General features: G+C 73.2%; 22 protein-coding genes. 9 read left to right on the top strand and 13 right to left on the bottom strand.

What is annotated here, in order from left to right; genetic code table 11:
- Positions 1-67 precede the first annotated feature (67 nt).
- From AB0F11_RS08525 to AB0F11_RS08510, 4 genes are all read right to left on the bottom strand, one after another.
- The gene (locus tag AB0F11_RS08525) at positions 68-784 is read right to left on the bottom strand and encodes a VC0807 family protein (RefSeq protein WP_362169772.1); all 717 of its coding nucleotides are present in this window, start codon (positions 782-784) and stop codon (positions 68-70) included.
- Positions 785-929: 145 nt separating this feature from the next.
- Positions 930-1523 carry a TetR family transcriptional regulator gene (locus tag AB0F11_RS08520; RefSeq protein ID WP_362169771.1) on the bottom strand — a complete coding sequence of 198 codons (594 nt, stop codon included), beginning with the start codon at positions 1521-1523 and terminating at the stop codon, positions 930-932.
- Between the two features lie 21 nt (positions 1524-1544).
- A complete protein-coding gene (locus tag AB0F11_RS08515; protein ID WP_362169769.1) occupies positions 1545-2588 on the bottom strand; it encodes an aldo/keto reductase in 1044 nt (347 codons plus the stop codon).
- A 105-nt stretch (positions 2589-2693) separates the two neighbouring features.
- Complete coding sequence (locus tag AB0F11_RS08510) at positions 2694-4145, bottom strand: MFS transporter (RefSeq protein ID WP_362169767.1); 1452 nt, start codon at positions 4143-4145, stop codon at positions 2694-2696.
- 64 nt (positions 4146-4209) lie between these two features.
- On the opposite strand from AB0F11_RS08510, the gene dusB reads away from it, so the two are divergent.
- From dusB to AB0F11_RS08485, 5 genes are all read left to right on the top strand, one after another.
- The gene (gene dusB, locus AB0F11_RS08505) at positions 4210-5352 is read left to right on the top strand and encodes a tRNA dihydrouridine synthase DusB (RefSeq protein ID WP_362169765.1); all 1143 of its coding nucleotides are present in this window, start codon (positions 4210-4212) and stop codon (positions 5350-5352) included.
- A 376-nt stretch (positions 5353-5728) separates the two neighbouring features.
- Positions 5729-8437 carry a pyruvate, phosphate dikinase gene (gene ppdK / locus AB0F11_RS08500; protein WP_362169763.1) on the top strand — a complete coding sequence of 903 codons (2709 nt, stop codon included), beginning with the start codon at positions 5729-5731 and terminating at the stop codon, positions 8435-8437.
- 389 nt (positions 8438-8826) lie between these two features.
- Positions 8827-9882, top strand: a complete 1056-nt coding sequence (locus AB0F11_RS08495) for a winged helix-turn-helix domain-containing protein (RefSeq protein WP_362169761.1) — start codon at positions 8827-8829, stop codon at positions 9880-9882.
- Between the two features lie 180 nt (positions 9883-10062).
- Positions 10063-10632: a group III truncated hemoglobin gene (locus AB0F11_RS08490; protein WP_362169759.1), complete on the top strand. Its 570-nt coding sequence runs from the start codon at positions 10063-10065 to the stop codon at positions 10630-10632.
- 130 nt (positions 10633-10762) lie between these two features.
- Positions 10763-11170 carry a VOC family protein gene (locus AB0F11_RS08485; RefSeq protein ID WP_362169757.1) on the top strand — a complete coding sequence of 136 codons (408 nt, stop codon included), beginning with the start codon at positions 10763-10765 and terminating at the stop codon, positions 11168-11170.
- 32 nt (positions 11171-11202) lie between these two features.
- On the opposite strand, the gene nirD is transcribed toward AB0F11_RS08485, so the two are convergent.
- Genes nirD through AB0F11_RS08470 form a run of 3 tightly spaced genes read right to left on the bottom strand, consistent with a single transcriptional unit; the run spans position 11203 to position 15457 of the window.
- A complete protein-coding gene (gene nirD / locus AB0F11_RS08480) occupies positions 11203-11565 on the bottom strand; it encodes a nitrite reductase small subunit NirD (protein WP_362169755.1) in 363 nt (120 codons plus the stop codon).
- Positions 11562-14108 carry a nitrite reductase large subunit NirB gene (gene nirB, locus AB0F11_RS08475; protein ID WP_362169753.1) on the bottom strand — a complete coding sequence of 849 codons (2547 nt, stop codon included), beginning with the start codon at positions 14106-14108 and terminating at the stop codon, positions 11562-11564. Before nirB ends, nirD begins: the two co-directional genes overlap by 4 nt.
- Positions 14109-14110: 2 nt before the next feature.
- Positions 14111-15457 (bottom strand): FAD-dependent oxidoreductase, encoded by a 1347-nt coding sequence (locus AB0F11_RS08470; RefSeq protein ID WP_362169751.1) that lies wholly within the window; start codon positions 15455-15457, stop codon positions 14111-14113.
- Between the two features lie 204 nt (positions 15458-15661).
- On the opposite strand from AB0F11_RS08470, the gene AB0F11_RS08465 reads away from it, so the two are divergent.
- Positions 15662-16438, top strand: coding sequence for a TSUP family transporter (locus tag AB0F11_RS08465; protein ID WP_362169749.1), 777 nt, complete (start codon positions 15662-15664; stop codon positions 16436-16438).
- 25 nt (positions 16439-16463) lie between these two features.
- Here the strand turns inward: AB0F11_RS08465 and AB0F11_RS08460 are convergent, their stop codons facing one another.
- Together AB0F11_RS08460 and AB0F11_RS08455 are read right to left on the bottom strand one after the other, a co-directional pair.
- Positions 16464-17084, bottom strand: a complete 621-nt coding sequence (locus AB0F11_RS08460; protein WP_362169747.1) for a class F sortase — start codon at positions 17082-17084, stop codon at positions 16464-16466.
- Between the two features lie 183 nt (positions 17085-17267).
- Positions 17268-17813 (bottom strand): hypothetical protein, encoded by a 546-nt coding sequence (locus tag AB0F11_RS08455; protein WP_362169745.1) that lies wholly within the window; start codon positions 17811-17813, stop codon positions 17268-17270.
- A 266-nt stretch (positions 17814-18079) separates the two neighbouring features.
- Between AB0F11_RS08455 and cutA the strand changes: the two genes are divergently transcribed.
- Together cutA and AB0F11_RS08445 are read left to right on the top strand one after the other, a co-directional pair.
- Complete coding sequence (gene cutA, locus AB0F11_RS08450) at positions 18080-18448, top strand: divalent-cation tolerance protein CutA (RefSeq protein WP_362169743.1); 369 nt, start codon at positions 18080-18082, stop codon at positions 18446-18448.
- The gene (locus tag AB0F11_RS08445) at positions 18445-18882 is read left to right on the top strand and encodes a gamma-glutamylcyclotransferase family protein (protein ID WP_362169741.1); all 438 of its coding nucleotides are present in this window, start codon (positions 18445-18447) and stop codon (positions 18880-18882) included. The genes cutA and AB0F11_RS08445 overlap by 4 nt, the downstream gene beginning before the upstream one ends.
- Positions 18883-18904: 22 nt before the next feature.
- Here the strand turns inward: AB0F11_RS08445 and dnaG are convergent, their stop codons facing one another.
- From dnaG to AB0F11_RS08425, 4 genes are all read right to left on the bottom strand, one after another.
- Positions 18905-20827: a DNA primase gene (gene dnaG / locus AB0F11_RS08440; RefSeq protein WP_362169739.1), complete on the bottom strand. Its 1923-nt coding sequence runs from the start codon at positions 20825-20827 to the stop codon at positions 18905-18907.
- A gap of 33 nt (positions 20828-20860) precedes the next feature.
- Positions 20861-22135, bottom strand: a complete 1275-nt coding sequence (locus AB0F11_RS08435) for an FAD-dependent oxidoreductase (RefSeq protein ID WP_362169737.1) — start codon at positions 22133-22135, stop codon at positions 20861-20863.
- A gap of 93 nt (positions 22136-22228) precedes the next feature.
- Complete coding sequence (locus tag AB0F11_RS08430) at positions 22229-23569, bottom strand: deoxyguanosinetriphosphate triphosphohydrolase (RefSeq protein WP_362169735.1); 1341 nt, start codon at positions 23567-23569, stop codon at positions 22229-22231.
- A 59-nt stretch (positions 23570-23628) separates the two neighbouring features.
- Positions 23629-24354: a sirohydrochlorin chelatase gene (locus AB0F11_RS08425; protein ID WP_362169733.1), complete on the bottom strand. Its 726-nt coding sequence runs from the start codon at positions 24352-24354 to the stop codon at positions 23629-23631.
- 355 nt (positions 24355-24709) lie between these two features.
- On the opposite strand from AB0F11_RS08425, the gene AB0F11_RS08420 reads away from it, so the two are divergent.
- Complete coding sequence (locus tag AB0F11_RS08420; protein WP_362169973.1) at positions 24710-25414, top strand: ElyC/SanA/YdcF family protein; 705 nt, start codon at positions 24710-24712, stop codon at positions 25412-25414.
- Positions 25415-25701: the final 287 nt, after the last annotated feature.

The following is a 25701-nucleotide window of genomic DNA, read 5'->3' as shown; positions in this document are numbered from 1 at the left end:
GGCCGGTGGCCCGGTGCGCGATCCGCGCACCGGGCCACCGGTCTTTTCACGTGCCGCGGGCGGCTCGTCAGGCTGCGGAGCCGCCGGCCTGCTCGGCCGCGGCCGCCGTCGCGGCGGCCCGCTTGGCGCCCTCCGCCTTGGTGCGCTTGACGAACCTGATCGTCCACAGGGCCAGACCGCCGAGCGTCCCGTAGATCATGAACGGGCTCAGGGTCACCATGGTGGAGGTGGCCAGGGCGTACGACAGGGCGATCCGGACCGCCGCCTCGATCAGGTAGGCCACGCCCCAGACCAGGGTGATGTGGCGCTGGGCCTTGCGGAAGCCCTCGAACTGCCACAGGCCGTTGTAGTACGCCACGCCTGCCGGGGTGCCGTCCGTACCGAACTTGCGGCCGAAGTAGAACATCAGCGGACGCGGCGCGAGCAGCGTGGCCAGGCACAGGAGCCCGAAGAGCCCCGTGACGGCGGAGTCCTTGACCAGCAGGGCCCGGGTGGAGTTGGCGCCGACGAGGGAGACGGCGGCGGTGATCCCCAGGAACACCAGGGTGACGATGGCGAACTCGTCCAGCTTGCGCCGCCAGGCCACCATGATGGCGCTGTCGAGGATCGGCCAGGCACCGCTGACCAGCAGCGCCGAGGCCTCGCTCCAACCGTGGTCGTCGACGAGCGTGTTGTAGGTGATGATCGGCGCGACCACGCTGAGCGCGATGGTCAGGACCAGGCCGACCGCCGCTGCTCCCCCGGAGCGTGCGGGAGGTGAGGGCTGTACTGCTGCCGTGGACAAGGTTCCCCCTGGGACGTGCATGAATAGTGCGGTAAGGGGACCGTAAGGAACTGTCGCTGGCATGTACAAGCCGACACGGCTCAAATGATCGCCAAGCCGTGCGGAGTGTCCAATTCCGCATAACGGGGGACGTATCCACGCCAGTTCAGGCGCGCAGGCCCCGGATCACCAGGGACGTGACCGCGTGGAACTCCTCGGCGATCGTGGGCGAGAGCCACTCGCCCGCGTACTGCGGATCGTGGAACCGGCCGGTGGCGTCGAAGACGGCGCGCGCCGCGGCCGGCACGTCGGGCGCGGCCAGGGTGCCGTCGGCGACGCCCGCGCCGATGATCCGGGTCAGCTGGTCGATCAGCTGCGTCAGGTGGGCGTCGACCACCCCGCTGTTCTCGGCGAGCAGCACGGTGTACGTCGCGAAGAGCTCCGGGTCGTCCCCCGCCTTGTGGCGCTTGGCCTCGAAGAGGGCCTCCAGCCAGGCCTCCAGCTTGGAGGGGGCGGCCTCGCCCGGGGCGGAGGCGATCCCTTCCAGCATGACCACGCTCTTGGCGAGCCACCGGTCCGTGACGGCCTCGCGCAGCGCCGCCTTGGACGGGAAGTGCCGGTACACGCTGCCGTGGCTGACGCCCAGGGCGCGCGCCACGTCCACCACGGTCGCCTTCGTCGGGCCGTAGCGCCGCAGCACCTCCTCGGTGGTCTCGAGGATGCGCTCGGGGGTCAGGGGCTCGGCGGCAGCGGGTGACATGGATACGACCGTACCGCCAGCTCAGTGCTCGCTGTCCAGGTGGGCCATCTGCGCTGCCGGGTAGCGTTCGCCGGCCGCTGCGCCCGCCGGGACCGCCTCCTCGATCGCCGCCAGGTCGGCCGCGGTCAGCTCCACCTCCATGGCACCGAGTGCCTCGGCGAGCCGGTCCCGGCGGCGGGCGCCCACCAGCGGCACGATGTCCTCGCCGCGCGAGAGCACCCAGGCGATCGCGGTCTGCGCCACGCTGACCCCCTTGCCCTCGGCGACCTTGCGCAGCGCCTCGACCAGGTCCAGGTTGCGGTCGAGGTTCCCGCCCTGGAAGCGGGGGCTCATCCCGCGGAAGTCGCCCGGAGCCAGCGCCCGGTCGCGGGTGAAGTGGCCGCTGATCAGGCCGCGGGAGAGGACCCCGTACGCGGTGATGCCGATGCCGAGCTCGCGGGCGGTCGGCAGGATCTCCTCCTCTATGCCGCGGGATATGAGCGAGTACTCGATCTGGAGGTCGGCGATCGGGGCCACGGCCGCGGCCCGGCGCAGGGTGTCCGCGCCCACCTCGGACAGGCCGATGTGCCGCACGTGCCCCGCTTCGACGGCCTCGGCGATGGCGCCGACGGTCTCCTCGATCGGGACGGTCGGATCCACGCGGGCGATCCGGTAGATGTCGATGTGGTCCCGGCCGAGCCGCTGGAGCGAGTAGGCCAGGAAGTTCTTCACGGCCTCGGGGCGGCCGTCGTAGCCGGTGAAGGCGCCCTCGACCGTCCGCAGCGCGCCGAACTTCACGCTGGTCAGCGCCTGTTCGCGGGCCGCGGTCGGCGCGGTGCGCAGGGCCTCGTTGATGAGCAGCTCGTTGTGGCCCATGCCGTAGAAGTCGCCGGTGTCCAGCAGCGTGATCCCCGCGTCCAGTGCGGCGTGGATCGTCGCGATCGACTCGCTGCGGTCCGCCTCCCCGTAGAGGGCGGACATGCCCATGCAGCCCAGGCCCAGCGGGAAGACGGTGGGGCCGGTCGAGCCGAGGGTGCGGCCTGCTCGGGCGGGGGTGGTGCTCTGGCGGTTCTCGTTCTTCGTCATGCAATGAGAATGGCATGACGGGTGACAGATTTCAATATCTGTCACCCGTCAGGATCAGTCGATCATGGGAGGGCTGGTGGGCGTGGTGGTGAGCGCGTGGAGCCGTCAGGCGCGCGGGGGAGCCTCGGCCGGAGAAGGCTTGCGGGAGGCCGGTTCCAGCCGACGGGCCGTCCGTGCGGCCGTCTCCCGGGCCCACCGGCCGCTGGTCGCCGCACCCACGGCCAGGACGAGCGCCCCGCAGGCGGTGATGATCCACCAGGCGGGCCGGGCCGCCGCGACGAAGTCCGCGCCGCCCGCCGTCCCGGTCGCCAGCACCGCCCCGATCACGGCGACGCCCAGGGTGCCGCCGGTCTGCCGGCTGGTGGAGGCGACCGCCGCTGCCACGCCCGCCTGGGACCGGGGCATCCCGGAGACCGCGGTGTTGGTGATGGGCGCGTTGACCAGGCCGAAGCCGAGGCCGAACAGGGCGTAGCCGGTGAACAGCAGGGGATCCGAGGCCTCGGCCGAGAACGCGGCGAACAGCAGCCCGCTCGCCGCCATCGCGGACCCGGCCAGCAGCAGCGGCAGCCGCGGCCCCCGTGCGGCGACCAGCCGGCCCGAGAGCGGCGCGCACAGGAAGGCGAGCGCCGCCATGGGCAGCATGTGGAGCCCCGCCCCCAGCGCGCCGAGGCCCCGTACGTCCTGCAGGTACAGGGTGTTCAGGAACAGGAACCCGGACAGCGCGGCGAACGCGCAGACCGCGATCACCGTCGCCCCGCTGAACGGTGCGCTGCGGAAGAACCGCGGGTCGATCAGCGGGTCGGTGCGGCGCAGCTCGTACGGCACGAGCGCCGCCAGCGAGAACGCCGCGAGGCAGGCGCAGCCGAGGACGGCGGGGGAGTCCGCACCCGCGGCCGGCGCCTCGATGATGGCGTACGTCACGCCGCCGAGCAGGGCGATGACCAGCAGCTGGCCCACCGGATCCGGTCGGCGGGGCCGCTCGGCCCGCGATTCGGGGACGTACCGCAGGGTGAGCGCCAGGGCCAGCAGCCCGACGGGCAGGTTCACCCAGAACACGGCCCGCCAGCCCACGGAGTCCACCAGCAGCCCGCCGATCAGCGGGCCCGCCGCCATGGAGAGGCCGGCCACCGCGCTCCAGGCCCCTATGGCGCGGGCGCGTTCGCGCGCGTCCGTGAAGGTGTTGGTGATGATCGACATGGCGACCGGGTTCAGCATCGAGCCGCCCACGGCCTGGACCGCCCGGAAGGCGACCAGCCACCCGAGGCCCGGTGCCAGCGAGCAGAGCAGCGAGCCGGCCGTGAACACCACCAGCCCCGTGGTGAAGACGCGGCGGCGCCCGATCCGGTCCCCCGTGGAGCCCGCCAGCATCAGCAGCGAGGCCAGGACCAGCGTGTACGCGTCGATCGTCCACTGCATGCCGGCGACCGAGGCGCCGAGCTCGCGGCGCATCGAGGGCAGGGCGACGTTCAGGGCCGTGACGTCGAGGCTGACCAGGAGCAGGCTCATGCAGCAGATCGCCAGGACCAGCGTCTTGCGGCGGCGGATCGGCTCCTGCATACGTACGATAGTACGCCTAACTAAAGAAAAGTGTGATCGATTTTCTCTCCGCCACAATGGAGGGATGACCACGCTCCCTCAGCCGCTCGCGATCGGCCCGCACACCGTGCAGCCCCCGGTGGTGCTCGCGCCCATGGCCGGCATCACCAACGCCCCGTTCCGCACCCTCTGCCGCGAGTTCAGCGGCGGCAAGGGGCTGTTCGTGAGCGAGATGATCACGACCCGCGCGCTGGTCGAGCGCAACGAGAAGACCATGCAGCTGATCCACTTCGACGCGACGGAGAAGCCGCGCTCGATCCAGCTGTACGGGGTCGACCCGGTCACGGTCGGCAAGGCGGTCCGGATGATCGTCGAGGAGGACCGCGCCGACCACATCGACCTCAACTTCGGCTGCCCGGTCCCCAAGGTCACCCGCAAGGGCGGCGGCTCCGCCCTGCCGTACAAGCGGAACCTGCTGCGCGCCATCCTGCGCGAGGCCGTCGCCGGTGCCGGCGACCTGCCCGTGACCATGAAGATGCGCAAGGGCATCGACGACGACCACCTCACCTACCTGGACGCCGGCCGGATCGCCGTCGAGGAGGGCGTCACCGCCATCGCCCTGCACGGCCGCACCACCGCCCAGCACTACGGCGGCACCGCCGACTGGGAGGCCATCGCCCGCCTCAAGGAGCACGTCCCGGAGATCCCCGTGCTCGGCAACGGCGACATCTGGTGCGCCGAGGACGCGCTGCGCATGGTCCGCGAGACCGGCTGCGACGGCGTGGTCGTCGGCCGCGGCTGCCTGGGGAGGCCGTGGCTGTTCAACGACCTCGTGGCGGCCTTCGAGGGGCGTCCCGAGGACTTCCACAAGCCCTCGCTGCGCGAGGTCGCGGCGACCATGCACCGGCACGCCCAGCTGCTGGGTGAGTGGATCGGCGACGAGGGGCGCGGGGTGATCGACTTCCGTAAGCACGTGGCCTGGTACCTGAAGGGGTTCTCGGTCGGGTCCGAGATGCGCAAGAAGCTCGCGGTCACCTCCTCCCTGACCGAGCTGGACGCTCATCTGAGCGAGCTCGACCTGGATCAGCCCTGGCCCGAGAGTGCGGACGGCCCGCGCGGCCGGACGTCCGGAAACAACCGGGTTGTCCTCCCTGACGGCTGGCTGAAGGATCCGTACGACTGTGCGGGAGTGGGCGAGGACGCCGAGCTGGACACGTCCGGAGGGTGAGAAACAGCTGACAAACTATGCCGTCGGCGGCGTGACATACACCACGCATGGGTGGGGTTGCGCTCAGATGAGCGCGAAAATCACGGGTATGACTTCCAAAGGGTGGCACTGGGTGCCACCCTTTGTTTGTTCAAGTCTTGAACGCAAATGTATCGATGATCGCTCATTCGAGCGCAAACAAGCCTCAAGCGAGCCCTCCCCCTTCGGGAGGTGAACGCTCTTCGTAGGTTCTGGCTACTCGCTGGTTACTTTCGATCCAGGGGCGCACGGGTGGTTACGGCCGCATGACGGCCAAGTGGACGTACCCAGAAGCCTTCGATCTGGGTATGTTCCTGGCCGTCAGGGCAGCCACCGAGTCCTCGAGGAGTCGAGACCCGTGTCGGAAAACAAGAACCAGAAGTTCGTCTACGACTTCACCGAGGGAAACCGCGACCTCAAGGACCTTCTCGGCGGCAAGGGGGCCAACCTCGCCGAGATGACCAACCTGGGTCTGCCGGTCCCTCCCGGCTTCACCATCACCACCGAGGCCTGCAAGGTCTACCTCGACAGCGGTGAGGCCCCGGCCGCGCTGCGCGACGAGGTCAGCGCCCACCTCGCCGCCCTCGAGGCGAAGATGGGCAAGAAGCTCGGACAGTCGGACGACCCGCTGCTGGTCTCGGTCCGCTCCGGCGCCAAGTTCTCCATGCCGGGCATGATGGACACGGTCCTCAACATCGGCCTCTCCGACGCCTCCGTCGTCGGGCTCGCCGCCCAGGCCGACAACGAGCGCTTCGCCTGGGACTCGTACCGCCGCCTCATCCAGATGTTCGGCAAGACCGTCCTCGGCGTCGAGGGCGAGCTCTTCGAGGACGCCCTCGACCAGGCCAAGGCCGCCAAGAAGGTCACCGTCGACACCGACCTCGACGCCGCCGACCTCAAGAAGCTGGTCAAGGTCTACAAGAAGATCGTCCAGAAGGAAGCCGGCCGCGAGTTCCCGCAGGACGCCCGCGAGCAGCTCGACCTCGCCGTCGAGGCGGTCTTCAACTCCTGGAACACCGACCGCGCCAAGCTCTACCGCCGCCAGGAGCGCATCCCCGGCGACCTGGGCACCGCCGTCAACGTCTGCTCGATGGTCTTCGGCAACCTCGGCCCCGACTCCGGCACCGGCGTCGCCTTCACCCGCGACCCCGCCAGCGGCCACCAGGGCGTCTACGGCGACTACCTGCAGAACGCCCAGGGCGAGGACGTCGTCGCGGGCATCCGCAACACCGTCCCGCTCGCCGACCTGGAGCAGCTGGACAAGAAGTCCTACGACCAGCTGATGCAGATCATGGAGACGCTGGAGACCCACTACAAGGACCTCTGCGACATCGAGTTCACGATCGAGCGCGGTCAGCTGTGGATGCTCCAGACCCGTGTCGGCAAGCGCACCGCCGGCGCCGCGTTCCGCATCGCCACCCAGCTCGTCGACCAGGGCCTGATCGACGAGGCCGAGGCCCTCCAGCGCGTCAACGGCGCCCAGCTCGCGCAGCTGATGTTCCCGCGCTTTGATGAGGACGCCAAGACCGAGCTGCTCGGCCGCGGCATCGCCGCCTCGCCGGGCGCGGCCGTCGGCAAGGCCGTCTTCGACTCCTACACGGCCGTCAAGTGGTCCCGCTCCGGCGAGAAGGTCATCCTGATCCGCCGCGAGACCAACCCGGACGACCTGGACGGCATGATCGCCTCCGAGGGCATCCTGACCTCGCGCGGCGGCAAGACCTCGCACGCCGCCGTCGTCGCCCGCGGCATGGGCAAGACCTGCGTCTGCGGTGCCGAGGAGCTCGACGTCGACACCAAGCGCCGCCGGATGACGGTGGGCGACCGGGTCATCGAAGAGGGCGACGTCGTCTCCATCGACGGCTCCACCGGCAAGGTGTACCTCGGCGAGGTGCCCGTCGTACCGTCCCCGGTCGTCGAGTACTTCGAGGGCCGCATGCACGCCGGCGCCGACGACGCCGACGAGCTGGTCCAGGCCGTCCACCGGATCATGGCGTACGCCGACCGCGTCCGCCGCCTGCGGGTGCGCGCCAACGCCGACAACGCCGAGGACGCCCTGCGCGCCCGCCGCTTCGGCGCCCAGGGCATCGGCCTGTGCCGCACCGAGCACATGTTCCTCGGCGAGCGCCGCGAGATGGTCGAGCGCCTGATCCTCGCGGACACCGAGACCGAGCGCGAGAACGCCCTCACCGAGCTGCTGCCGCTGCAGAAGAAGGACTTCATCGAGCTGTTCGAGGCGATGGACGGCCTGCCCGTCACCGTCCGCCTGCTCGACCCGCCGCTGCACGAGTTCCTGCCCGACATCACCGAGCTGTCGGTGCGCGTCGCCCTCGCCGAGGCCCGCAAGGACCACAACGAGAACGACCTGCGCCTGCTGCAGGCGGTGCACAAGCTGCACGAGCAGAACCCGATGCTGGGTCTGCGCGGTGTCCGCCTCGGCCTGGTCATCCCCGGCTTGTTCGCCATGCAGGTCCGGGCGATCGCCGAGGCCGCGGCCGAGCGCAAGAACGCCAAGGGCGACCCGCGCGCTGAGATCATGATCCCGCTCGTCGGCACCGTCCAGGAGCTGGAGATCGTCCGCGAGGAGGCCGACCAGGTCATCGCCGAGGTGGAGGCCGCCACCGGCACCAGCCTCAAGCTGACCATCGGCACGATGATCGAGCTGCCGCGCGCCGCCCTGACGGCCGCGCAGATCGCCGAGGCCGCGCAGTTCTTCTCCTTCGGCACGAACGACCTGACCCAGACCGTGTGGGGCTTCTCCCGCGACGACGTCGAGGCCAGCTTCTTCACGGCCTACCTGGAGAAGGGCATCTTCGGGGTCTCCCCGTTCGAGACCATCGACAAGGACGGCGTCGGCTCGCTCGTCCGCCACGCGGTCAAGCAGGGCCGGGCCACCCGCCCCGACCTCAAGCTCGGCGTCTGCGGCGAGCACGGTGGCGACCCCGAGTCCGTCCACTTCTTCCACGAGGTCGGCCTCGACTACGTCTCCTGCTCGCCGTTCCGGATTCCGGTGGCGCGCCTGGAGGCCGGCCGTGCGGCCGCCGAGGCGACGGGCAGCGACAGCCGCTGACCCGCCCCGGGCCCGACCCGGACCCCCGATACGTCCGCCTGCCCCCGGGTTCCCTGACCCCCGAGGGCAGGCGGGCAATTCTTTGTTGTTCAACAACTCTTTACGCCAGCAGGCGGTGGACGGATCCCCACCCGTCCACCGCCTGCTGTCAATCTGCCAGGCACGTCGGCGCTTCCCGGTGCGACCGACCGCCAGGCCCCGCAAAGCCCCCCACGGCCTTCACGGAGCGTTTCGGTCGCACTGGAGTGTGCCTGGCGGAGTACAGCATTTCGGTTGTCACGCCCCCGCCGAAAGGGGTTTCAACTGTGGCCGAAAGGGCGTGGTGACGTCGTGTGACGGCGTGCATACTCATGGGGCGGGGGGATTGCGGTTGCACAGGTGGGGGTTCGGTGCTGCGTATCCATTTCACTGGAGTGGACCTGGCACGCGTACGGATGGCAGGGCGTCCCGATGCGTTGTGGGAAACGGTTCTGAGTTTTCACCGCTTAAGAGACCGGCGTGATGCCCGGCTCTTCGGTGAATGGCGTACGGAAACCCGGAGCAGGTTGAATAGTGAAACACGCTTGCTCGGAGCGCTCATACCGAGTCGCGGCTATTTCCCCGATTTCCTGACCCCTGTGGAGGGGCAGTACGGGTGGGACGTGGGCCTCGACGCGCTGCGCGGGCTGCGCGCCGAGCGGATCCGGCGCGAGCTGGCCCTGATGGGGGCGGGTGCGCGGGTGGGAGCCGCCTTCGGCATGCCCGCGGGCGCCGGGACCGGCGGCGGCGACACCGGGATCCCCAGGCGGCTGCGGGAGTTCATGGACGGCGGCACCTCGTACCTGCCGAAGCTCCTGGGCGAGCTGCACGGCTACCACCGGGCGGCCGTGGCCCCGTACTGGACCCACATCCAGGCCCAGATCGAGGCCGAGCGGGCCGCACGCGGCCGCGCCCTGCTCGACGGCGGTGCGGACGAGCTGCTGGCCTCGCTGCCGCCGATGCTGCGCTGGCGGGCCCCGGTGCTGGAGTGCGACTACCCCGTGGACCGCGACGTACGGCTGCGGGGGCGCGGGCTGCTGCTCCAGCCCTCGTTCTTCTGCCGACGCACGGCCGTGACGCTGCACGACCCCGAGCTGCCCCCGGTGCTGGTCTATCCGGCTGCCGCGGAGCCGGCCTCGGCGGCAGCCGCCGGCGAATCGATTCGCCCTTTGGAGGAGCAGCGCCAGCGCACCCTCGGAAAGCTCGTCGGGCACACCCGCTCGGTGGTGCTGCGGGCCATCGGCGACGGGGCCACAACCAGCGAGCTCGCCCGCAGGGCCGGGGTTTCGCTGGCCTCCGCGAGCCAGCACGCCTGCGTGATGCGCGAGGCGGGCCTGGTGACCACGCTGCGCCGTGGCAATGCCGTGCTGCACACGGTGACCCCGCTCGGGGCCGCGCTCCTGAAGGGCGGCGCGGTCGCCTCGTAGCAGACGCAGCGGTCCCGGCACCCGGTTTTTCGGGGCCGGGACCGCGTGTTTTCGGCCAATGTTCGGATAGTGGTGCAGCCCCTCGGGTCCGGCCCTCCACCGCCGCCCGGACACGGGATGTGACGTACCGCGGGACTTTCCTCCCCGGTCCGGCCGCGGACGGTCCACAATGGTGTACCGATGAACCACTCCGCTGCCGACCACTCCGCTGCCGACCACTCCGCTGCCGACCACTCCGCCGCCCACCGGTCCGCTGCCCACCGGTCCGCTGCCCACCGGTCCGCCGGCGCCGGCGCCGGTGACCGCGACATCCGCGGCCGCGCCGACCTCGAGACCGTGCTGCGCCGCTTCTACGCGGCCGCGTTCGCCGACCGGCGGATCGGCCCGTTCTTCACCGAGATCGCCGGCACGGACCTGGAGGCGCACCTGCCCCGGATCGCGGACTTCTGGGAGCGGGCCCTCTTCCGCAGCGCCGACTACGGCGGCGACGCCTTCGCCCCCCACGCCGCGCTCCACTCGGCCCGGGCGATGACCGCCGAGGACTTCGGGCGCTGGGTGCAGCTGTGGCACGCCGCCCTGGACGGCCTGCACCGCGGGCCCGCCACCGAGCGGGCCAAGGCCCAGGGCGAGCAGATCGCGCTGGCGCTGCTGCGGCGGCTGGCCGGGCCGGACGCCCCGGCCGAGGCCGCGCACTCCGGCCGCACGGGCTTCGTCCCGCTGGCCGCGCTGGAGCTCCGTACACCGGCCTGACCGGCCTGACCTGCGACTTTGCCGCCGCGCGACAGAACCTCGGAAAAAATCCGCCGAGAAGCGATGAGTTTCCGCGCGGCCCCCGGTCTACCTCTCGAAAGCGCCGCACGAGAGAAGAAGAGAGACCGAGATGTCCGCCACCATGATCTTCGTCAACCTGCCGGTCAAGGACCTCGACGCCAGCAAGGCCTTCTGGGCGAAGCTCGGCTACTCCTGCAACCCGCAGTTCACGGACGACACCGCCGCCTGCCTCGTCATCAGCGACACCATCTACGCGATGCTGCTGACCGAGCCCCGCTTCAAGGAGTTCACGCACAAGGCGATCGCGGACACCTCCACCACCACCGAGGCGCTGCTCTGCCTGAGCGCCGAGAGCCGGGAGAAGGTCGACGAGCTCGTCGACGCGGCCCTCGCGGCCGGCGCCGCCGAGCCCCGCGCGGCCCAGGACCACGGTTTCATGTACGGCCGGGCCTTCGAGGACCTGGAGGGCCACACCTGGGAGATCATGTGGATGGACCCGGCGGCCGTCCAGGGCTGAGCCCCGCCGGCCGCCGCCCGCGCCGCACCGTGCTAGGCCGCCGCGGCGCCGGAGGCCACGGCGCCGGAGGTCACGGCGGTCCGTACCGGATAGGTCCGGACCGCCACCTCCTCGTCGTCCAGACAGCGGCCCGTCTCCAGGTCGAAGCGCTGCTTGAGCAGCGGGGACGCCACGAACGGCCGGCCCTCCGCACAGCCCACGAGCCCGCGGGAGAGGACCGCCGCGCCCGTGAAGGGGTCCTGGTTGTCGACGGCGTACGTCCATCCCGAGCGGCCGAGGAACACCGCCGCCTGGCTCCCGTCGGGCAGCAGCACCGCGACGCCCCGCCCCGGGATCATGTCGGACAGCTCGCACACCGACAGCCAGCCCTCTCCCACCTGAAGTTCCACGGTCATCGGTTGCCTCCCACGGCGTCCAGCGGCTGAAGGGTCAGGACGGCCAGGTCGGGCTTGACCTGGTCGCGTTCGGGGACGAAGCGCACGGTCGGGTCCGGCGCGCCGGGCGCATTGACGAAGGAGACGAACCGGCGCAGCCGGTCCGGATCCTGGAGCGTCTCGGCCCACTCGTCGCGGTAGTTCGCTACGTGGTCGGCCATCAGCGCCTCCAGCTCGTCGCACAGCCCGAGCGAGTCGTGCACGACCACGTCCCGCAGGTGGTCGAGGCCGCCCTCCAGCCGGTCCAGCCAGGTGGAGGTGCGCTCCAGCCGGTCCGCCGTGCGGATGTAGAACATCAGGAACCGGTCGATGAGCCGGACCAGCTCGGCGTCGGACAGGTCCTGGGCCAGGAGGTCGGCGTGGCGCGGGGTGGCCCCGCCGTTGCCGCCGACGTAGAGGTTCCAGCCGTTGGCCGTCGCGATGACCCCGAAGTCCTTGCTCTGCGCCTCCGCGCATTCGCGGGCGCAGCCGGAGACCGCCGACTTGAGCTTGTGCGGGGCGCGCAGCCCCCGGTAGCGCAGCTCCAGGTCGATGGCCATCCGCACGCTGTCCTGGACCCCGTAGCGGCACCAGGTCTGCCCCACGCAGGACTTCACCGTGCGCAGCGCCTTGCCGTACGCGTGCCCGGACTCGAACCCGGCGTCCACGAGCCGGGCCCAGATCCGCGGGAGCTGGTCCACGCTCGCGCCGAAGAGGTCGATGCGCTGCCCGCCGGTGATCTTCGTATAGAGGCCGAAGTCGCGGGCCACCTCGCCGATCACGATGAGCTTGTCCGGGGTGATCTCACCGCCGGGGATGCGCGGGACGACCGAGTACGAGCCGTTGCGCTGGAGGTTCGCGAGGAAGTGGTCGTTGGTGTCCTGCAGGGCGGCCTGCTCGCCGTCCAGGACGTAGCCGCTCGCGCCGAGCGTCGGGGCGAGCGAGGCGATGATCGAGCCGACGGCGGGCTTGCACACCTCGCAGCCGTCGCCGCCGCGGGCCTCCTGGCGGCCGTGCCCGTCGAGGAGCTGCTCGTACGAGGTCAGCCGCCGGGTCCGGACGATCTCGTACAGCTCGGCGCGGGTGAAGGGGAAGCAGCCGCACAGGCCCTTGTCGGCGGGGGCGGGCAGCAGCTGCCCGATCACCTTCAGGCAGCTGCCGCAGCCGGTGCCCGCCTTGGTGCACTGCTTGACCTCGGGGAGGGTCGCGCAGGCGGTGATCGCCTTCTTGGTGACGTTGTGGCAGGAGCAGATCACGGCCGTGTCGGGCAGCGCGGACGGGCCGAGCTGGGCCGCGGGCGCGAGGCCGGCGGGCAGTACCAGCTGGTCGGGGCTGACGGGCGGGACGCTGCCGGTCAGCGGGCGCAGCAGCCCGTACGAGTCCGCGTCGCCGACCAGGACGCCGCCGAGCAGGACCCCGTCGGGGGAGACGACCAGCTTCTTGTAGACGCCGGAGCGGGAGTCGGAGTAGACGACGTCGAGGCTGTCGGCAGCGGCGCCGTGGGCGTCGCCGAAGGAGGCCACGTCCACGCCGAGCAGCTTGAGCTTGGTGGACAGGTCCGCCCCGGTGAACTCCTTCTCGCGGCCCAGCAGGTCCTCGGCGGCGGTCTCGGCCATCTCGTAGCCGGGCGCGACCAGGCCGTAGACGCGGCCGTCGGCGGCCAGCGCGCACTCGCCGACGGCGTACACGTGCGGGTCGGAGGTGCGGCAGCGGGCGTCCACCGCGATGCCGCCGCGCTCGCCGACGGCCAGGCCCGCGTCGCGGGCCAGCTGGTCGCGGGGGCGGACACCGGCGGAGAAGACGACGAGCTCGGTGGCGACGGTGGAGCCGTCGGACAGCCGCATCCCGCTGACCCGGCCGTCCTCGCCCGTGACGACCTCCTGGGTGCCGACGCCCGTGTGGACCGTCAGCCCCATGCCCTCGATGGTGCGCAGCAGGGCGGCGCCCCCGCCCTCGTCGACCTGGACGGGCATCAGGCGCGGGGCGAACTCCACGATGCGCGTGGCGAGCCCGAGCCCCTGTAGGGCGCCGGCGGCCTCCAGCCCGAGCAGGCCGCCGCCGACGACCGCTCCGGTCGTGCGGGTCTGCGCGTACTCCTCGATGGCGAGGAGGTCCTCGATGGTGCGGTACACGAAGCAGCCGGGGGCGTCCTTGCCGGGGACGGGCGGCACGAAGGGGTAGCTGCCGGTCGCCAGGACGAGCACGTCGTACGGGACCACCCGCCCGGAGCGGGAGGTGACGGTGCGGGCCTGCAGGTCGATGCTCTCGGCGGGGTCGCCGAGGCGGAGGTCGATGCCGTGCTGCTCCATGAATCCGGCAGGCACCAGGGAGAGCTCCTCCGGGCTGCTGCCCGAGAAGTACGAGGTGAGGTGCACGCGGTCGTACGCGGGCCGGGGCTCCTCGCAGAGCACGGTGATCCGGTGCGTGGCGGTGGCGCCGCGTTCGGCGAGTGCCTCCAGGTAGCGCTGGCCGACCATGCCGTGGCCGATGAGCACGATGGCGGGGGTGGGCGTGGGTGCGGCCATGATCAGGAGCCTCCGTCGTCGGTGAGCAGGTGGAACAGGTCGGTCAGGGCTTCCTCGTCCTCCCAGCTCCGGGCGAGGGCGCCCACGCTGGAGAGTTCGCCGAGCAGGACGCCGCCGACGAGGCGGTCGCCGCGGACGACGACCTTGCGGTAGGTCCGGCGGGTGGCGTCCGAGAGCCGGACCACGTCGTCGCCGGGGAGCGGGGTGGTCTCGCCGAAGGCGGCGAGATCGAGCGGGCCGGACTCGCCGGCGGCCAGGGTGAGGCGGGTCAAGGCCCGGGTGCCGGTGTAGGCGGGGGGCGCGGCGGGTGCGGCGGCCCCCGGGGCGCCGGCAGTGTCGGCGCCGGGGCGGCCGGCCCCGCCCGCCAGGAGTGCGGCGAGGGCGTCGGCCTGCTCCAGGGCGGGGCCCGCGAGGCCGTAGACCCGGCCCGCGTGCTCGGCGCAGTCGCCGATGGCGTGGATGTGCGGGTCGCTGGTGCGCAGCCGGTCGTCGACGACGATCCCGAGGCGGACCTCCAGCCCGGCGGCGCGGGCCAGGCCCGTCCGCGGCCGTACCCCGCAGGCCAGGACGACGGCGTCGGCGTCGAGCCGGTAGCCGTCGGCGAGCTCGACCCCGGTGACCCGGCGCCGGCCGTCCGCCGGGACCTCGCAGGTGTTCAGCCCGCGGACCCGGCACTCGGTGTGGATCTCGATGCCGAGGGCGGTCAGGTGGGCGTGCAGCAGCGCCGAGGCTTCCGCGTCCAGCTGGCGCTCCATCAGCCGCTCGCCCTGCTGGGCCAGGACCACCTGCGCGCCGCGCTCGGCCAGGGCGCGGGCCGCGGAGACGCCGAGCAGGCCGCCGCCGATCACCACCGTGCGCAGGCCGGGCGCGGTGGACACGGCCGCGGACAGCGCAAGGCAGTCGTCCATGGTGCGGAACGCGTGGACCCCGTCGGGGAGTTCCCCGTCCGATGTCCCGCCCGCTGCCCCGGCCGCCGCCGTCCGGGAGGCGCCGACGGGCTCGAACAGCCCGCGCAGCGGCGGCAGCACCGCGTTGGAGCCGGTCGCCAGGACCAGTGCGTCGTACCGCTCCGTGCTGCCGTCGTCGCAGTGCACCGCCCGCTCGGCCCGGTCGATCCGTACCGCCCGCACCCCGCGCCGCAGCACCGGGCCGGGCGCGGGGAGGGCGGCCACCTCCGGGGCGTACCGGCCCGCCAACACTTCGGCGAGCAGGACCCGGTTGTACGGGACGTGCGCCTCCTCGCCGAGCACGGTGACGTCCGCGGCCCGGCGCGCGCCGAGCCCCGCCGCGAGCCGGAGGCCCGCGAGGCCGCCGCCGATCACCACCACACGCTGCTGCTCCGAGGTCATGCCCCGAGCGTGCGCGGCCGCTGTTTCCCCTCCGCATCGCGCTTGTTACCCGAACGGAACGCCCACCTCAGCGCCGCGGCGGCGGGCCGGTGAGGCGCCGCGCGGGCGCCCGGGAAGCCGCCGGGACCGCCGCGAAGCTCAACCTTTGCGCAAGTTTCCCGGAATGGATGGGCGTTGCACCGAATCCGTCCCTAGGCTCGCCCCGTGCCTGACATATCCACGACCCTGCTCATCGTCCTGTGCCTCGCGGCCGCCGCGGCCGGCTGGATCGACGCCGTGGTGGGCGGCGGCGGCCTGCTGCTCCTTCCGGCCCTGCTGCTCGGCCTGCCCCAGGCCCATCCCGCCACCGTGCTCGGCACCAACAAGGCCGTCGCGATCGTCGGGACCACGGGGGCCGCCGTGACGTACGCCCGCAAGGCACCGGTGGATGTGAAGCTCGCCGTCCGGATCGGCCTGGCGGCCGTCGCCGGATCCATGGGCGGCGCCCTGCTGGCCGACGGGATCAGCAAGGACGCCATGCGCCCGCTGATCATGGCCGTGCTCCTGCTCGTCGGCGCGTTCGTCGTCTTCAAGCCCGCCTTCGGGACGGCCCCGGCCGCCGCCCCGGCCGGCCGGCAGCGGGTCCTGCTCGCCATCGGCCTCGCCGGCCTGGGCATCGGCTTCTACGACGGCCTGATCGGCCCCGGCACCGGCACCTTCCTCGTGCTCGCCCTGACCGCGCTGCTCCACCTGGACCTGGTCAACGCCTCCGCCACCGCCAAGATCGTCAACGTGTGCACGAACGCGGGCGCCCTCGTGATGTTCGCCTACCAGGGCCGGGTGCTGTGGCAGCTGGCCGCTTTGATGGCGGCGTTCAACCTGGCCGGCGGGATGGTCGGGGCGCGGATGGCGCTGAAGAAGGGCAGCGGCTTCGTCCGGGGCGTCCTGCTCGCGGTGGTCGCCGCCCTGGTGCTCAAGCTCGGCTTCGAGCAGTTCGGCTGAGGCGGCGCGAGGGCTCCTCAGGCCTTCAGCGGGTACCCGTGAGGTGGGCGAAGACGACCACGTTGCCCTGGTAGCCCGTGCGGGGCGAGAAACGGCCGCCGCAGGTGATCACCCGCAGCTCGGCGCGCGCCGAAGGCCCGTACACGCGGGCGTCGGGGAAGCCCTTGGCGTCGTACACCTCGACCGCGTGGACGGTGAACACCGCCGTACGCCCGTCCGCGCGCCGGATCTCGACGGCGGCCCCGCGGTGCAGCGCGCCCAGCCGGTAGAAGACGGCCGGCCCGGAGGCGTGGTCGACGTGGCCGACGACGACGGCCGTGCCCACCGCGCCGGGGGTGGTGCCGTCGCGGTACCAGCCGGCCAGGTCGGGGCGGGCGGGGGGCGGTACCTCGAGGCTGCCGTCGCGCGCCAGCCCGAGCCCGGCCAGCGGGGCGTCGACCCGGATGGACGGGATCCGGATGCGGGTGGGCGGGGAGCCGGGAAGCGGGTCGATCCCGCCCGGGTACGGGGTGTGCCCGCTCAGCGCCTCGGCGGGGGAGGGCAGCGGGGGCCGGACGGACTCGCCGGAGCCGCTGTGGATGAGCCAGATGCCGATGCAGGCGGTGAGCGCGACGATCCCGCCGCGGCCGGCCCGGCCGGTGCCCATGGACGCCCCCTCGGAACTCGGGGATTGGGTGCTCGGTGTGCTCGGTGTGCTGCGTGTGCTGGGTGTGTTCGGGTGTTCGGGTGGGGAGGCCGTCGCCCGGCCCCGCGAACGGGGGGACCTCGCGGGGCGGGCGACGGGGGACGGTACCGGTCGGGACCGCGGCCGGGCCGCGGTGGGCGCCCGTCAGCTCCGCGTGCCGCTCGCCCGGCGACGCAGGAGCCAGGTACCGCCGACGGCGGCCGCGGCCAGCAGGACCGCTCCCGCCGTGATCTTGGTGGGGTCGGCGGTGCGGGTCGTGCCACCGCCCACCCCGGTGCGCACACGGCCTTGCGGGCCGCGTGCGGTGACGACCAGGTCCCCGGTGGCGTACTTCCCGTCGGCGCAGGTCGCGCCGATGCTGTAGGTGCCCGGGCGGATGGTGCGGGCGACCTGGAACTGCCCGATGGCCACCTCCTCGTGCGTGCCCGGGACCAGCTTGAAGCGGCCGCCGCCGACCATCGTGGCGTCTCCGTCGGCATGGCCGCCCGGCCCGCAGGCCGTGGTGTTCACGGTGACCGTGACCCCGGGGGCGGCCGACCTGGGCCAGACCTCCAGCACGGCGAAGTCGCCCGGGGCGCGGCCCGGCGCGGCCGCGGGTTCCGCGGCGGCGGCCGCACCCGCGACCGGGCCGGTGACCGCGGCGGCGGCCAGCACGGCGGCGGTGAGCAGGTGGGCGGTGCGACGGCGCATGAGGGCTCCTGCCGGACACGGGGTCGTGGTCGGGTCGTGCTCCCGTGGTACCCCGGGCCGGCGGCACTCCGCCTGCTGATGCTGTGTCAGGCGCGCTGCTGTGGCGCCTCTTTCTGCAGGTCAGGGCTGCCGCTTCGGCCGCCCGCCGCCATCGCCCCGTCCGGGTGAACCGGTTGGTGCGGCGGTGCGTACGGTGGGGGAGACAGGAGAATCCGGGTCCGAGGTCCCGGACCGAGAACCCTGTCCGCCGCATCCGAGGAGGGCCCGTGACACCAGCCGACCGGCCGCAGGAACCGGTACCGGAGCAGGTACCGGCATCGGTCCTGACCGTGCTGACCACCGTCGGCTCGGCGGAGGCGGCCGCCGGGCTCGCCCGGTCCGCCGTGGAGTCCCGGCTGGCCGCGTGTGCCCAGGTCGCGGGGCCGGTGACCTCGGTCTACCGGTGGAAGGGCGCGGTGGAGACCGCCCAGGAGTGGCAGGTCCTGCTCAAGACCACCGCCGCGGCGTACCCGGCCCTGGAGGCCCGGCTGACCGCCGAGCACCCCTACGACACCCCGGAGATCATCGCGACGCCGGTGGTGCGGGGCAGCGCCGATTACCTGGCCTGGGTCGCGGCGGAGGTGGCGGCCCGATGACCGCCGAGCCGCCCCTCCCCGCCGAGCTGCCCTTCTTCGTGTACGGGACCCTCCGGCCCGGCGAGGTCAACCACGCGCTGTTCCTGCGGGGCCGCACGGCCGCCGAGGAGCCCGCGCGGCTCCCGGACGCACTGCTGTACGACGGCCCCGGCTATCCGTACGCCGTCCAGCACGCCGGGTCGCAGATCGTCGGCGAGCTGATCACCCCCGCGCCCGGCGCGTACGCGCGGCTGCTGGCCGAGCTGGACCGGCTGGAGGAGTACCACGGCCCGGACCGGCCGCTCAACGTCTACGACCGGGTACGGCGCGACGCGGTCCGCCCCGACGGCACCCGGACCCCGGCCTGGGTCTACCTGGCGGCGCCCGCGCTGGCCCACCGACTGCGCGAGAGCGGCACCGAGATACCCGGCGGCGACTGGCTGCACCGCCGCTGACCGGGGGCGTGTCCCGCGGCGGCTACAGCCCTTCGGCGCCCCGGTTGCGCAGCCGCTGCCCGTACTGCTGGAGGACCCACAGCTCCTCCTGCACCGCGGCCAGCTGCTCCGGCGGGGCGTGGCTGCCCATGCGGGCCATCGTGCCCTGGATCTCGTGGACCCGGCGGTCCACCGCGCGCAGCCTGACCTGGACCAGCTGCACGCCCGCGTACACCTCGTCCACCGTCTTGGCGTGGATGGCCTCCACCGCCAGCTCGGTGACGAGCGCGCGGACCGTGTCGTTGGGCGCGGCCTCGCGCACCCGGGCCAGGTAGCCGTCGGCGCCCGGGGCGGCGCCGCCCGCGTCCTGGATCGCCTGGCGCACGGCCGCGTACGGCGGGGCGGTGAACTCGTCCACCCCGTACGCATCGAACGCCGGCGAGACCAGCTCCGGCCGCTGCAGGGCCAGCTTGAGCAGCTCGCGCTCGGTGCGGTGGGCCGGGCTGCGCAGGTTCAGCGCGGGACCGCCCGCGGGGGCGGCGGCCGGGGCGGGGACGGCCTCGTACGGGCGGCGGGCGGGGGCGGGCTGCTGCGGGCCGCCGCCGGGGCCGGGGCGGCCGTTGCCGCGCTCGCGGGCCCAGCGCGCCAGCTGCGCGACGCGCTTGACGACGAACTGCTCGTCGCGGATGCCCAGCATGCCCGCCAGCTGGACCGCCGACTCGTGCTGGATCGCGATGTTCTTGATGCCGGCGACGACCGGGGCCGCCTCGTCCAGCGCGGCCGCCCGGCCCGCCGGGTGCTCCAGGTTGTGCCGGGCCACGATGTGCCGCAGCGCGAACTCGAACAGCGGGGTGCGGGACTCCACCAGCGCGGTGACGGCCGCGTCGCCCTCGGCCAGCCGCAGGTCGCACGGGTCCATGCCGCCGGGGGTGATCGCGATCGAGGTCTCGGCGGCGAACTTCTGGTCGTCCTCGAAGGCGCGCAGCGCGGCCTTCTGCCCGGCCGCGTCTCCGTCGAAGGTGAAGATCACCTCGGCCGTGGCGTTGTCCATCAGCAGCCGGCGCAGGATCTTGACGTGCTCGCCGCCGAAGGCGGTGCCACAGGTCGCGATCGCGGTGGGCACCCCGGCCAGGTGGCAGGCCATCACGTCGGTGTAGCCCTCGACCACGACCGCCCGGGAGGTCTTGGCGATCTCCTTCTTGGCCAGGTCGATGCCGTAGAGCACCTGGGACTTCTTGTAGATCGCCGTCTCGGGCGTGTTCAGGTACTTCGGCCCGTTGTCGTCGTCGCGCAGCTTGCGGGCGCCGAAGCCGACGACCTCGCCGCTGATGTCGCGGATCGGCCACATCAGCCGGCCGCGGAAGCGGTCGATCGGCTTGCCGCTGCGGCTGTCCTGGGACAGGCCCGAGGTGATCAGCTCGCGGTCGCTGAAGCCCCGGCCGCGCAGGAAGCGGGTCAGGTGGTCCCAGCCGGCCGGGCTGTAGCCGACGCTGAAGTGCTCGGCCGCGGCCTGGTCGAAGCCCCGCTCGGCCAGGAAGCGGCGGGCGATCTCGGCCTCGGGGCTGCCCAGCTGGTCGATGTAGAACTGCGCGGCCGCCTTGTGGGCCTCGACCAGCCGGATCCGCTCACCGCGGCCGCTGGTGCCGGCGGTGTAGCCGCCCTCCTCGTAGCGCAGGGTGATGCCGGCCTGCGCGGCCAGCCGCTCGACCGCCTCGGAGAACGACAGGTGGTCGATCTTCATGATGAAGTCGAGGGTGTCCCCGCCCGCCTGGCAGCCGAAGCAGTGGTAGAGACCCTTGCTGGGGCTGACCTGGAAGGACGGAGACTTCTCGTCGTGGAAGGGGCACAGACCCTTGAGGTTGCCGCCGCCCGCGTTGCGCAGTTGGAGGTAGTCGGAGACCACGGCGTCGATCGGGACCGCGTCCCGTACCGCCTTCACGTCGTCGTCGTTGATCCGTCCTGCCACCCGTGAAGTCTACGGCCGGGCGCGGGAAAACCCTCAGGCGCCCTCGGCCGCCACCAGGGAGGCCAGCGGAACCGTCGGGTCCGACAGCGCCTCGCGGTCGACGGCCGCCTTCGACCTGATCAGCGCCTGGATGTGCTCGGTGACGTCCCACACGTTCACGTTCATCCCGGCCAGCACCCGGCCCTGCGACAGCCAGAACGCGATGAACTCGCGCTTGGCCGCGTCACCGCGGATCAGGACCTGGTCGTAGCCGCCGGGCGGGGCGTAACCGGAGTACTCCATGCCCACGTCGTACTGGTCGGAGAAGAAGTACGGCACCCGGTCGTACGACACGTCCTGGCCCAGCATCGCCCGCGCGGCGGCCGGGCCCCCGTTGAGCGCGTTCGCCCAGTGCTCCACCCGCAGCCGCGCCCCCAGCAGCGGGTGGTGGGCGGCCGCCACGTCCCCGACCGCGAAGACGTCCGCGTCGGACGTGCGCAGCGAGGCGTCCACGGCGATCCCGCCGCCGTGCTCCCGGTCCACCAGGGCCAGCCCGGAGGTCTCGGCGAGCGCGGTGCGCGGCGCGGCCCCGATCGCGGCGAGCACCGCGTGCGCCGGGTGCTCCTGCCCGTCGTCCGTCCGGGCGGCGAGCACCATGCCGTCCTGCCCGACGATCTCGGTGAGCCGCGCGCCGAAGTGGAAGCGGACCCCGTGCTCGGTGTGCAGGTCCGCGAAGAGCCGGCCGATCTCCGGGCCGAGCACCGCGTGCAGCGGCGTGGCCAGCGGTTCGACCACGGTCACCTCGGCCCCGTACCCGCGGGCCGCGGCGGCGACCTCCAGTCCGATCCAGCCGGCGCCGGCGATCAGCAGGTGGCCGTTGTCCCGGCCGAGGGTGGCCAGGACGCCGCGCAGCCGCTCCGCGTGCGCCAGCCGGCGCAGGTGGTGCACCCCGGCCAGGCCCGTGCCCGGGATGTCCAGGCGGCGCGGCTCGGCGCCGGTGGCCAGCAGCAGCTTGTCGTAGGGCAGCGCCGTGCCGTCGCCGAGGACCACCTTCTTGGCTTCCCGGTCCAGGTGCACGGCGGGCTGGCCGAGGTGCAGCTCGATGTCGGCGCGGGCGTACCAGGACGGCTCGTGGACGAAGACGCTGTCGCGCTCCTCCTTGCCCTGGAGGTAGCCCTTGGACAGCGGGGGCCGTTCGTACGGATGGTCGCGCTCGTCCCCGATCAGGATCACCCGCCCCGTGAACCCCTCGGACCTCAGCGTCTCGGCCGCCTTGGCCCCCGCCAGACCTGCGCCGACGATGACGAACGTCCGGTGTGCGTCGACCACCTGATGCCTCCTCATAACCTCACCGCCACTTGCGACCACAAGCGAGCGTCCCGCACGGAGCCTGCCCCGGGAAGGGGGAGTGGCCCGATCGGATCACCCGGCTGCGCGACGCGAGTGCAGGGTGAGCCTGGCGTGCAGGGAGCGCGCCGAGGCGTCGGTGAGCGCCGCGATCTGGTCGATGACCGCGCGTTTGCGGGCCCGGTCGTCCGGGGCGGCGTCGAAGATGGCCCGGAACTGCGGGTCCAGGCCCTCGGGCGCGCGGGCCTGCAGCGCCTCCGCGAGTTCGGCCAGGACGATGCGCTGGTCGGCGCGCAGCCGCTCCTGCTCGTCGCGCTGCATCACGTACAGGTCGGCGACCGCCTTCAGGACCGCGCACTCGTTGCGCGCCTCGCGCGGGACCACCAGCTCCGCCGCGTACCGGGTGAGCCGGCCGGAGCCGTACGCCTCGCGGGTGGCGCCCTCCGCGGCCAGGCAGAACCGGCCGATCAGCTGGCTGGTGGCGTCCTTCAGACGGGCCTGGGCGACGGCCGAGCCGTCGTACCCGTGCGGCCACCACTCCTCGTCCATCAGCCGGTCGAGTGCCTCGCGCAACTCCTCCGGATCGGTGTCGGCCGGCACGTAGCGCCCGATCGCGACCTGCCAGATCGCGGTGCGCTCGGGCTCCGCGAAGAGCAGGTTGGGATCGACGTGCCCGGCGTGCAGGCCGTCCTCGAAGTCGTGGACGGAGTACGCGACGTCGTCGGACCAGTCCATGACCTGCGCCTCGAAGCACTTGCGGTCGGCGGGCGCACCGCGCCGCAGCCACTCGAAGACGGGCAGGTCGTCTTCGTACGCACCGAACTTGACCGAGTCCGGGTCGGTCGGGTGGCCGCCGCGGGGCCAGGGGTACTTGGTGGCCGCGTCCAGACAGGCCCGGGTGAGGTTGAGGCCCACGCTGACGGGGGCGCCGGTCTGCGGATCGGCAGTGAACCGCTTGGGCTCCAGGCGGGTCAGCAGCCGCAGCGACTGGGCGTTGCCCTCGAAGCCGCCGCAGTCCTTGGCGAACTCGTTCAGTGCCTCCTCGCCGTTGTGCCCGAACGGCGGGTGGCCCATGTCGTGGGAGAGGCAGGCGGCCTCGACCAGGTCGGGATCGCAGCCGAGGGCCGCGCCCAGCTCGCGGCCCACCTGCGCGCACTCCAGGGAGTGCGTCAGCCGCGTACGGGGGCTCGCGTCCCAGTCGAAGCTGCGGGTGCCCGGGGTGACCACCTGGGTCTTCCCGGCGAGGCGGCGCAGCGCCCCCGAGTGCAGCACGCGGGCGCGGTCGCGCTGGAAGGCGGTCCGGCCCGGCCGTTTGTCGGGCTCGGCGGCCCAGCGCTCGGTGTCGGCCGGGTCGTAGGGCTCGCGGGGGCGGCCGGAGCCGGGACGGACGGGTGCGGTGCCTGCCATGCCTTCCATGCTCAGACGGTAACCGGGACCGCCGACAATGCGAGCAATTCGAGCAGGGGGCGCGCTCTTCAGGCGGTGGCCAGCTCCAGCGGGGTCCGCCGCAGGGCCGCCGCCTCGTCGTAGCGCTGCAGCACCAGGCGGGCGAGGGCCGGGTGGTCGCCGAGCGGGGCGGCCGCCGGGCCGGTCGCGGCGGCCGCGCTCTGCACGGCGAAGCGGCCCGGGGCGGTGAAGTACGAGGCCACCGCGACCCGGTGGTGGCCGCGCGCGGCCAGGGCGCGGACCGCTTCGGGCACGGTGGGCCCGGCGCCGGAGGCGTACGCCGGCACCACGGCCGCCCCGCCGAGGCGCTCGGAGAGCAGGGCGGCGGTGCGGCGGGTGTCGGCGGCCGCGTCGGGGTCGCGCGAGCCGGCGGCGGCGAGCACGACCGCGCCGCCGCCGTCGGACGCGGCACCGGGGGTCCAGCCCGCCTCCAGCAGGCGCTCGCGCAGGGCCTCGACCAGCAGCGGGTGCGGGCCGAGCGGGGCGGCGACCCGGGCGTCGGGGTGGCGGGCCGCGGCCGCGGGCAGGTCCCGCTTGACGTGGTACCCGCGGCCGAGGAGCAGGGGGACGAGCACGGCCGGGCCGTCGGTCCGCCGCAGGGTGTCGGTGAGCAGCGGCCGGTTCAGCTCGATGTGGCCGAGGCGGACCTCGAGACGGGGGCGGAGCTCGCGGACGCGTTCCAGCAGGGCCTGGACGGCGGGGAGGGCGCGCGGGTCACGGCTGCCGTGGGCGACGGCGACGAGGATGGGCTGCATGCGTGGGCTCCGAGGTGCCGGGCCCCCGGCGGGCGCAGTCCGCGCAGCTGCGTGCCGAGTTGGGCGGTGATCCGGGTCAGCAGCTCCGCGGCGGTGGCGGGGGGAAACGGGAGGGAAGGGGACTCGGGAGGGTGCACCGGCTCCGTCATGGATCGATCCTGCAAGCCGCAGGTTGCGTGGGCGTTGCGCCGGGGTGACGGGTGTTTTCCGGGTGCTCACTCGGTCATCCGGGCGGGTGAAAGAGCCGGTGGGGGGAACTGGGGCCCCGGCCTTGATCGTCCAAGCGTGCGAAGGATGTGGGCTGTGGGGGACGGTGACGGTCATGAAGGCGAAGGCCATGCGGATGGGTATGGGTATGGGGGAGCGGGTGCGGCGGGCAGCGGTGGCACTGCGGCCCCGGCTGCCGCGCAGCGTGCGCGGCCGGCGGCGGGCCGTGCAGGCCGTGATGGCTGGCTGCGTGCTCGCGCTGCTGCCGTCGGCGTGGACGCACGCGGTGGCCGCGGACCGGCTGCGCACCACGGCCGATGCGCCGCCCGCCGAGGTGGCGGTGGTGTTCGGGGCGGGGCTGCTGAACGGGCGGCCGACCCCGTACCTGGCGCGCCGGCTCGACGCGGCGGCCGAGCTGTACCGCACCGGGAAGGTCAAGGTCGTCCTCGTCACCGGGGACAACAGCCGCACCGAGTACGACGAGCCCGACGCGATGCGCACGTACCTGACGCGGCACGGCGTGCCGGGGGAGCGGATCGTCAGCGACTTCGCCGGGTTCGACACGTGGGACTCGTGCGTGCGGGCCCGGAAGATCTTCGGGGTGGAGCGGGCGGTGCTGATCAGCCAGGGCTTCCACATACGCCGAGCCGTCGCGCTGTGCGGGGCGGCGGGCGTGGACTCCTACGGCGTCGGGGTGGACGACGAGCACGACGCGACCTGGTACTACGGCGGCACCCGCGAGGTGTTCGCGGCCGGCAAGGCGGCGCTGGACGCCACCTTCAAGCCGAAGCCGCAGTTCCTGGGCCCGAGGGAAGAGGGCATTTCCCAAGCCCTCGCCCTCCCGCGAACCTGACCCGCCCCCGCGGACCGCTACCACCACCCCACCCTGCCCACCCTGCCCACCCTGCCCACCCTGCCCGGAGGCCCGGAGGCCCGGAGGCCCGGAGGCCCGGAGGCCCGGAGGCCCGGAGGCCCGGAGGCCAGGAGGCCCGGAGGCCCGGAGGCCCGGAGGCCAGGAGGCCCGGAGGCCCGGAGGCCCCGCCCCCGGCCCGGCGGCCCGGCCCCCCCTGGCCCGGCCGCTCGCCCCCGGCCCGGCGGCCCGGCCCCCCGGCCCCTTGCCCCCCGGCCCCTCGCCCCCCG

The organism is Streptomyces sp. NPDC032472, assembly GCF_040636955.1.
GTDB lineage: Bacteria > Actinomycetota > Actinomycetes > Streptomycetales > Streptomycetaceae > Streptomyces.
The sequence above is the reverse complement of the archived record's forward strand: the minus strand, read 5'-3'. Positions and strand labels throughout refer to the sequence as shown.